This is a genomic window from Streptosporangium sp. NPDC006013 (assembly GCF_040614275.1).
In the GTDB taxonomy this organism is placed as follows: domain Bacteria; phylum Actinomycetota; class Actinomycetes; order Streptosporangiales; family Streptosporangiaceae; genus Streptosporangium.
Genome location: NZ_JBEXUE010000516.1, coordinates 1 through 6,780 on the forward strand (window position 1 = coordinate 1; position 6,780 = coordinate 6,780).

The 6,780-nt window shown below is 67.6% G+C and carries 7 protein-coding genes; all 7 read left to right on the forward strand.

Going from position 1 to position 6,780, the window contains the following annotated elements; genetic code table 11:
• The first annotated feature begins 55 nt into the window (after positions 1-55).
• A complete protein-coding gene (locus ABZ260_RS43515; RefSeq protein ID WP_355629673.1) occupies positions 56-658 on the forward strand; it encodes a TetR family transcriptional regulator in 603 nt (200 codons plus the stop codon).
• A gap of 209 nt (positions 659-867) precedes the next feature.
• Complete coding sequence (locus ABZ260_RS43520; protein ID WP_355629658.1) at positions 868-1,197, forward strand: hypothetical protein; 330 nt, start codon at positions 868-870, stop codon at positions 1,195-1,197.
• 574 nt (positions 1,198-1,771) lie between these two features.
• Positions 1,772-2,041: a hypothetical protein gene (locus ABZ260_RS43525; RefSeq protein ID WP_350912419.1), complete on the forward strand. Its 270-nt coding sequence runs from the start codon at positions 1,772-1,774 to the stop codon at positions 2,039-2,041.
• Positions 2,034-2,663 (forward strand): DUF6879 family protein, encoded by a 630-nt coding sequence (locus tag ABZ260_RS43530; protein WP_355629662.1) that lies wholly within the window; start codon positions 2,034-2,036, stop codon positions 2,661-2,663. The genes ABZ260_RS43525 and ABZ260_RS43530 overlap by 8 nt, the downstream gene beginning before the upstream one ends.
• Before the next feature lie 179 nt (positions 2,664-2,842).
• Positions 2,843-5,080 (forward strand): tetratricopeptide repeat protein, encoded by a 2,238-nt coding sequence (locus tag ABZ260_RS43535; protein ID WP_355629665.1) that lies wholly within the window; start codon positions 2,843-2,845, stop codon positions 5,078-5,080.
• Between the two features lie 427 nt (positions 5,081-5,507).
• Positions 5,508-6,002 carry a hypothetical protein gene (locus ABZ260_RS43540; protein ID WP_355629668.1) on the forward strand — a complete coding sequence of 165 codons (495 nt, stop codon included), beginning with the start codon at positions 5,508-5,510 and terminating at the stop codon, positions 6,000-6,002.
• Between the two features lie 14 nt (positions 6,003-6,016).
• Positions 6,017-6,780, forward strand: a 764-nt coding sequence (locus ABZ260_RS43545) for a hypothetical protein (protein WP_355629670.1), incomplete at its 3' end; no start/stop codon positions are given.

Sequence of the window (6,780 nt, forward strand, 5' to 3'; positions counted from 1 at the left end):
TGCCCACTCGCCAACAGGGCAGCGATTCGCGGTGAGCGTAAAGGAGGAACGCGCGGTGCCGACCGGGGTGCACATCCGTGACGTCCGCCGGCAACTGTTCGACGCCGCCGAGCGCGTCCTGCTTCAGGACGGGCCGAACGCGTTGACCAGCCGTGCGGTCACCACCGAGGCCGACGTCGCCAAGGGCGTCCTGCACCGGCACTTCGCCGACTTCGACGCCTTCCTCGCCGAGCTCGTGCGAGACCGTATCGCCCGGATCGACGGCCAGGCCGCCGCCTTGCGCGAGTCCGCCGGGACCGGCACCGTCGCCGGCAACCTCACCGGCGCACTGATAGACCTGTTCGACCCGGTCGCGGTGGCGATCGTCAGTCTCGTCATCTTCCGGGACGAGCTGCGCGCCCGGCTGCGCCACGCCAGGCCGGGCCCCGGTATCCCGGTCATGACGGAAGCCGTGACCATGATCGCCTGCTACCTCAACGACGAATGCGAGCTGGGCCGCATCGCGGTCGACGCCGACGTCGACGCGCTCGCGCTCTCACTGATCGGGGCCGGGCACCTGCTGTTCGCCGGCCGGGAAGGCGCCCCGGTGGCGGCTGGGGCCGTCTGCAAGGTCGTGACCACGGTCATCGCCGACGTCGTGCAAAGACGGTTGCTGTGAACCACCCAACGGGGGTCGGTTCCGCGAAGCCCACACCTCTTCGTCCGGGGGCGCGTTCGCCCAGGTCGACGATCGTCTCGTACGGCGAAGTCGACGGTTACCCGCTCGCACAGGACGGGGCGTCGCGGTCAACACATCGGGACGCCCGGCATGGCGAGTTTCGCGGCGGCGGACTTCCCCCGTTTTGAAACCTGGCCGACACTGAACGCATGTCGAGACGCACACTGGTCTGGTTGGGCGTAACCGTGGCGCTGGCCGCCCTGGTCGCGCTGGGAGGGTATTTCATCGCGGTCGGTCTGGATCGTGCCGACAAACTCGCCAGCGTGCTCGGCGCCTTCGTCGGACTACTGGGGCTGGGGCTGGCGGTTTTCGGCGCTGTTTCCTCACCTCCCAAAGAGACCGAGCCTGAACCCGAGTCCGGCGGTGTCCACAACGAGATCAGTGGCACCGTGCACGGTAACGCGGTGCAGGCCAGAGATATCGAAGGTGGGATCACCTTCGATGCTCCAAAGCCCTACAGACCACAGGAAATGGACTGACCGTCCTTCACTGCCAGTCGACCGACAGCCCCGATCAGCCGTCCTCGCACCGGCTGTCGTAGCTCATAAGTCGTGCGTACGTGAGCCTGCCGTGATCGACAATCCGGCCGCCAATGGAGTCCTCTGGTCGGCGATGACGCCGGTATTTCTGCCCCCTTCTCATTAAATATGAGACTTCCTGGCAGCGGAGAATCCCGCACGCGCTGTTCCTACCGCGATGTTCTCGGCGTCTCCGAAGTCCACTGACAACCAGAATCAAGCATTGACGCACTGGATGTCGGAATGCCCGCCCGTAGTGCGAACCCGGAAAATGTCCACTGCGACCCGCCCCTGATCGATGACCGGCAGGTCGAGGCCGGTTCGGCGTCAAACCTTCGTCACCATACGCACCGAAAATCGGTGCGAAGGTGCCGTGAACACCTTCCGCTCAGCCCGTTTGTCCTCTGTTTCGGACAGCCGGTTTGTTTTTTCGGCCATGTTCGCGCGATAATCCACCCATTCCGTTGTCCCGGAGTGCCGCCCAACATATGCTCCGCACAGGTAGAACGTACAGCCAAGCCAAATGGAGGCGGGCATGGCTCGTTCCTGGGAAGCTGACCCTTCCGCGTCATTCGAGCGGCGATTAGGGAAGTCGGCCAAAGAGTTAGACCGTTCGGACGGCCGTGACGAATGCCCAGACATCTGGCAACTCGACAACGGTGACATCGCAGTGATCGGCAGGGACCTCACCGCCGCCTACAGCCCCCGCCTGCCGGAGGGCGTGTCCCTCGCCCCGGATGAGCGGCTGGTCGTCATTCCGGGCATCATGCTCAGCGCGGCGAAGGCTGACATCGCCGATGCTTGATCCCCGCGCCCCCTTCCTCGTTCCCGCACAGGGCGAAAGGCTCGTCAGGGACGCCTACCGGCGCGACTTCCGGCAGCGGGATGCGCAGGTTCGCAACCGGGACTCCTGGAAGTTCGAGCGGCGGCAGCACTTCGAGGAACAGGGCAGTCCCAGCCGTGACGCGTTTCGCCGAGGTGACTGGGAGGAAGCGCTGCGGCTTCTCGACGAAAGGCGAGACGACCTGCTCGCGGTCACCCGGGAGGACGAACGCCGCGGTTCCTTCTTCCACCGGGTACGCGTGGTCGAGACGCCGCTCACGCCATATATGCAGTGGGAGCTGCACTCGCTGCGACTGCGTGCCGAATGTGGTGAGCGGGTCCGCGTGGTCGGCGTGGAAAAGGTGGCGGCCTCGGAGAGGACCGCTCCACTGCCGGAAGTGGTCATCCTCGGCGGCCGAACTCTCTACCACATTCTCTACACCGAAACCGGCGTCCCGAACGGCGCGGTTCGCTACACCGATCCCGGCCTCATCGGCGGTTGGGAAAAATACATCAAAAGCCTCTACGAGGCCGGTGAAGATGTGATGTCCTACTTCGACCGCGAGGTGGCCTCCCTTCCCTCGCCCACGACGAAGACGGAGTAGGCGTCAAAAAGCCCGGAGAAGACGAGAAGCACCCCGGCAGTTCGCATTCCGAACTGTCGGGGTCCTCGCGTGATGTCGTACAGGCCAGGGACGTCAGCGGCGGAGTCCACTTCCACGAGCATGGCAAACCGGACCGGAGCGGCTCCGCGAACCTCACCCCACGGCAACTACCCGCCGATGTGCGCGGGTTCGTCAACCGCACCGGCGAGTTCGAAGAGCTGAACACCGTCCTGATCGGCGAAGACGGCGATCCGCGCGTCATCTCGGTGTGCGTGATCGCCGGGACTGCGGGCGTGGGGAAGACGTCCCTCGCGCTGCGCTGGGCGTATCAGGTTCGGGACCGCTTTCCCGACGGGCAGCTCTACATCAATCTCCGCGGCTACGATCCGGGAGAGCCGGTCACCGCCCAGGAGGCCCTGCACCGTTTCCTGGTCGCTCTCGGCGTCCGCGCCCATTCCGTGCCGCAGGATCCCGACGCCGCCGCCGCGCTCTACCGCTCGCGGCTGGCCGGCCGCCGGATGCTGGTCGTCCTGGACAACGCGGCGACGCCGGACCAGGTCCGTCCGCTGCTGCCCGGGAGTGCGAGCTGTCTGACCGTCGTCACCAGCCGCAACCGCCTGTCAAGCCTTGCCGTACGCGACGGAGCCCACCGGCTGACGCTGGGCACGCTGCCCGAGCCGGAGGCCGTCGCCCTGCTGCGGGCCGTCACCGCCGGATACCGGCCGGAGGACGACGAGGACAAGCTCACCGAGCTGGCCCGGTTGTGCGCCCGGCTGCCGCTCGCCCTGCGCATCGCCGCCGAGCGCGCTGTCAGCTACCCGCACATGCGGCTGGACGACCTGATCGCCGACCTGCGCGACGAGTCCGCCCTGTGGGACGCCCTGAGCACGGGAGACGACGAAGAGGCCGGAGCCGTCCGTACGGTGTTCGCGTGGTCCTACCGTGCCCTGCCGGAGCAGGCCGCCCGGCTGTTCCGCCTGCTGGGCCTGCATCCGGGCCCCGAGTTCGGCCTCCACGCCGCCGCGGCCCTCACCGGGCTGTCTCCCAACCGGACCCGGCAGCTCCTTGACTCCCTGGTCGGCGCCCATCTGCTGGAGCAGACGGCACCGGACCGTTACCAGTTCCACGACCTGTTGCGCGCCTACGCCGCCGACCAGGCACAGCAGGAGGAGCCGCCCGAAGAACAGCAGGCCGCGCTGCGCCGGGTACTGGACTGGTACCTGCACACCGCCGACGCCGCCCAGAGCTGGATCAACCCCGCCGAAGCCCGGCTGGAACTCGCCCCGCCGGCGGACGGCACGCATCCGCTGAGCTTCTCCGACTACAACGCCGCCGTGGACTGGTCCGAGCGCGACCACACGAACCTCCTGCAGGCTGTCAGGGCCGCCGCCTCGACCGGGCAGGACCGGCTCACCTGGCAGTTGTCGGCCGTCCTGTCGAACGCGCAGTCCCCTTCGGCTCCGGTCGCCGACTGGCTGGCCGTGGGCCGCCTGGGGCTGGCGGCGGCCGGACGGCTGGGCGACCGCGTCGCGGAAGGGCAACTGCTCACGGAGCTGGGCATGGGATACACCCGGATCAATCGCCTGACCGAGAGCCTCGAATGCCATCGGAACGCACTGGCGATCTGGCGCGAGCTGGGTGACCGGCTCGGCGAGGCGCACTCGCTCAACCTGATCGGACTGGCGCATCTCCGCACGAGGCGGCTGGACGACGCCGCACGGCACTTCGAGCAGGCCGCCGCCGCCTTCCAGGAGCAGGACTCCGTTCACTGGGAGGCCACCATGCTGTCCAACCTCGCCAGCACCCACTACCACGCGGGCCGCCTGCCGGAGGCCGCGGACGCCGTCCGGCGTGCTCTCGCGGCGCATCGCTCCCTGGACAACCAGCGCGGTGAGGGCAACGTCCTGCGCCTGATGAGCGACCTCCAGTGCGAACGGGGAGAGGTGGAGGAGGCCATGAAGTCGGCTCAGGCCGCGCTGGACATCGCCCTCGGCCTCCGCCACCACCGGCTGGAGGGCTTCTGGCTCATCACCCTCGGCAACGCCCAGCGGGCCGACGGCCGGTTCGCCGACGCACTGGGCTCTTATCACCGCTCCGCCACGCTCCATCGCCGCCTCGGCGACCGCAGCCGGGAGGCGCTGGCCTGGCACGGCGCGGGCGAGACCTACCGCCACCTCGGCCGCCGCGCGGAGGCGGCCGACTTCCACCGCCAGGCCGCCGCCGTCCATCACGAGCTCGGCGACGCCTGGCATGAGGCCCTGGCCCTCGACGGCCTGGCCGCGGCTCTGTTCGACGAGGAACCGGAGGCGGCCCGCCGACACTGGGCGGACGCACTGAACCTCCTCTCCGGCTACGACGACCCGCGGGCGATGGCCGTACGCGATCGCATCGAGCTGCGGGCAACGGAGACGAACTGAGCCTTCTACAGGACATCGTGGCTACACGTCCTGCTGTCGATGACGACTCCATACGACGGTCGCCTTCCTGAGCTCTGCCATGAATTATCACCCATGAAAACATGGAACCCTCGATTGACTTTAACGGGAAATAAATAATTATTCGGCGAATTGTCCATCTATGTTCGTGAATCACAGATCAAGCAGCCACCGAAACGCCGCCAATAATTCTTTTTCCATTGACACGGCAGAACGGAAATGACACGTTTACCAATGTCTGGCGCCATCACGTGAGATCAGCACCGTGCACATTTCCAACCGCCAGAAAAGATCCACACAATGGCCCCTGCCCCCGCTCGACTCGACTCGGCACGGAGGTACGATCATGCGTCAATCACTCCGCAAGATCTCCATGACGGCTGGCATCGTAAGCGCAGCGCTCCTCGGGATGTCGCAGACCGCGGCGATCGCGGTTCCGTCGGCGTCCGTCCTCGCACCCCCTCCCACCCCCGCTCCGGCTCCCGATACCGGTCGGGCTCCCGCGGGGAGCGAGGCGAGCCTGGAGAACACCGGTTCCGCGACGAACACCCGGGCGCTGTGCGTCTTCAACACCGCGGGGGACTACGTCCACGTCTCCTCGTCCGCCTTCGAGGCCTCCGGGCACGGCTGGTGGGTCAACGGCAACTGCAACGCCACCCTGGCGGTCGTCACGGTGCAGCTGCAGCAGTACTACTCCGACGGCAGCTGGAGAAACGCCGGCACGGTGGGCCGTGCGACGGTGCGATCCGGCGGCGGCGCCGGCAACCGGGCGACCGGACGCGGCGGCTGTAACAGCAACAGCCTGACGGGATGGCGTAGCGTCGTCGACGTGGACCTGGTCGGCCTGGCCGACGACCCGGGCAAGCTCTACACACCGAGCCGGAACATCTACTGCAGGCGATAGCGGAAGAGGGCGACGTGAGCATCAGACCCGACAGCACCATGTTCGCGGCTCTGCACGGCGAGCTGGCGTTGCATCCGTGGCGAGATCCTCGCGTCGCCTCCTCGGACGCGTACAGTCTGTTCGTCGCGAGGTCGTCCGCGATGGGATGGCTCACCGAGGCCATCGAGAACGCGTCCGGCGGCCTGTGGGGGATGAACGACGCCGGGCAGGGCCCGGAGCCGTCGCGCATCGCGTGGTTTCAGGTGTCGTTGACCGAACCGGTTCCCGATCGCCGGCCGTTGCCGGTTCAGGCGTTCCTCTCGTGTGCGGGCGACGTGGTGGCGCGTATCGGCACTCCGCGCCTGCGAGCGGTTCAGCTCCTGCTGCCGGTGCAGAGCCTTGACGCCTCGTCGCGGGTGAGCGCTGTGCTGCCCCTGTTCCAGGACGCCGGCTGGTTCGCCGACGTTGACCCGCAGTGGAGAACACCGGTGCGGGTGACGTTGGACGGCGGACAGGATCCGTCCATCCACTCGGCTGCGCCCGAGATGCTCCGGTGGATACGGAGTTTCACGCAGGACGTCTTCGCGTGCGACTCGTTCTCCCTGACCGACGACGGCGTGGTCCTGGAACCCGCCGTCATCGACGAGCTGTGGCGCGGGCCCGCCCGGCACCGGGCCACGTTCCACGGTGTCCTCACCGAATGGTCGTTGGACGCGCTGGGATGGCTGGCCGCCTTCCTCGCCGAGGCGGCCTCCCGGAACGGGGTCGGCACCCCGTTGATGCTCACGGCCGACCGACC

Coding starts and splice junctions, on each gene's coding strand:
- ABZ260_RS43520 (WP_355629658.1), top strand. CDS start 868: ATGTCGAGACGCACACTGGTCTGGTTGGGCGTAACCGTGGCGCTGGCC.
- ABZ260_RS43525 (WP_350912419.1), top strand. CDS start 1,772: ATGGCTCGTTCCTGGGAAGCTGACCCTTCCGCGTCATTCGAGCGGCGA.
- ABZ260_RS43530 (WP_355629662.1), top strand. CDS start 2,034: ATGCTTGATCCCCGCGCCCCCTTCCTCGTTCCCGCACAGGGCGAAAGG.
- ABZ260_RS43540 (WP_355629668.1), top strand. CDS start 5,508: ATGTCGCAGACCGCGGCGATCGCGGTTCCGTCGGCGTCCGTCCTCGCA.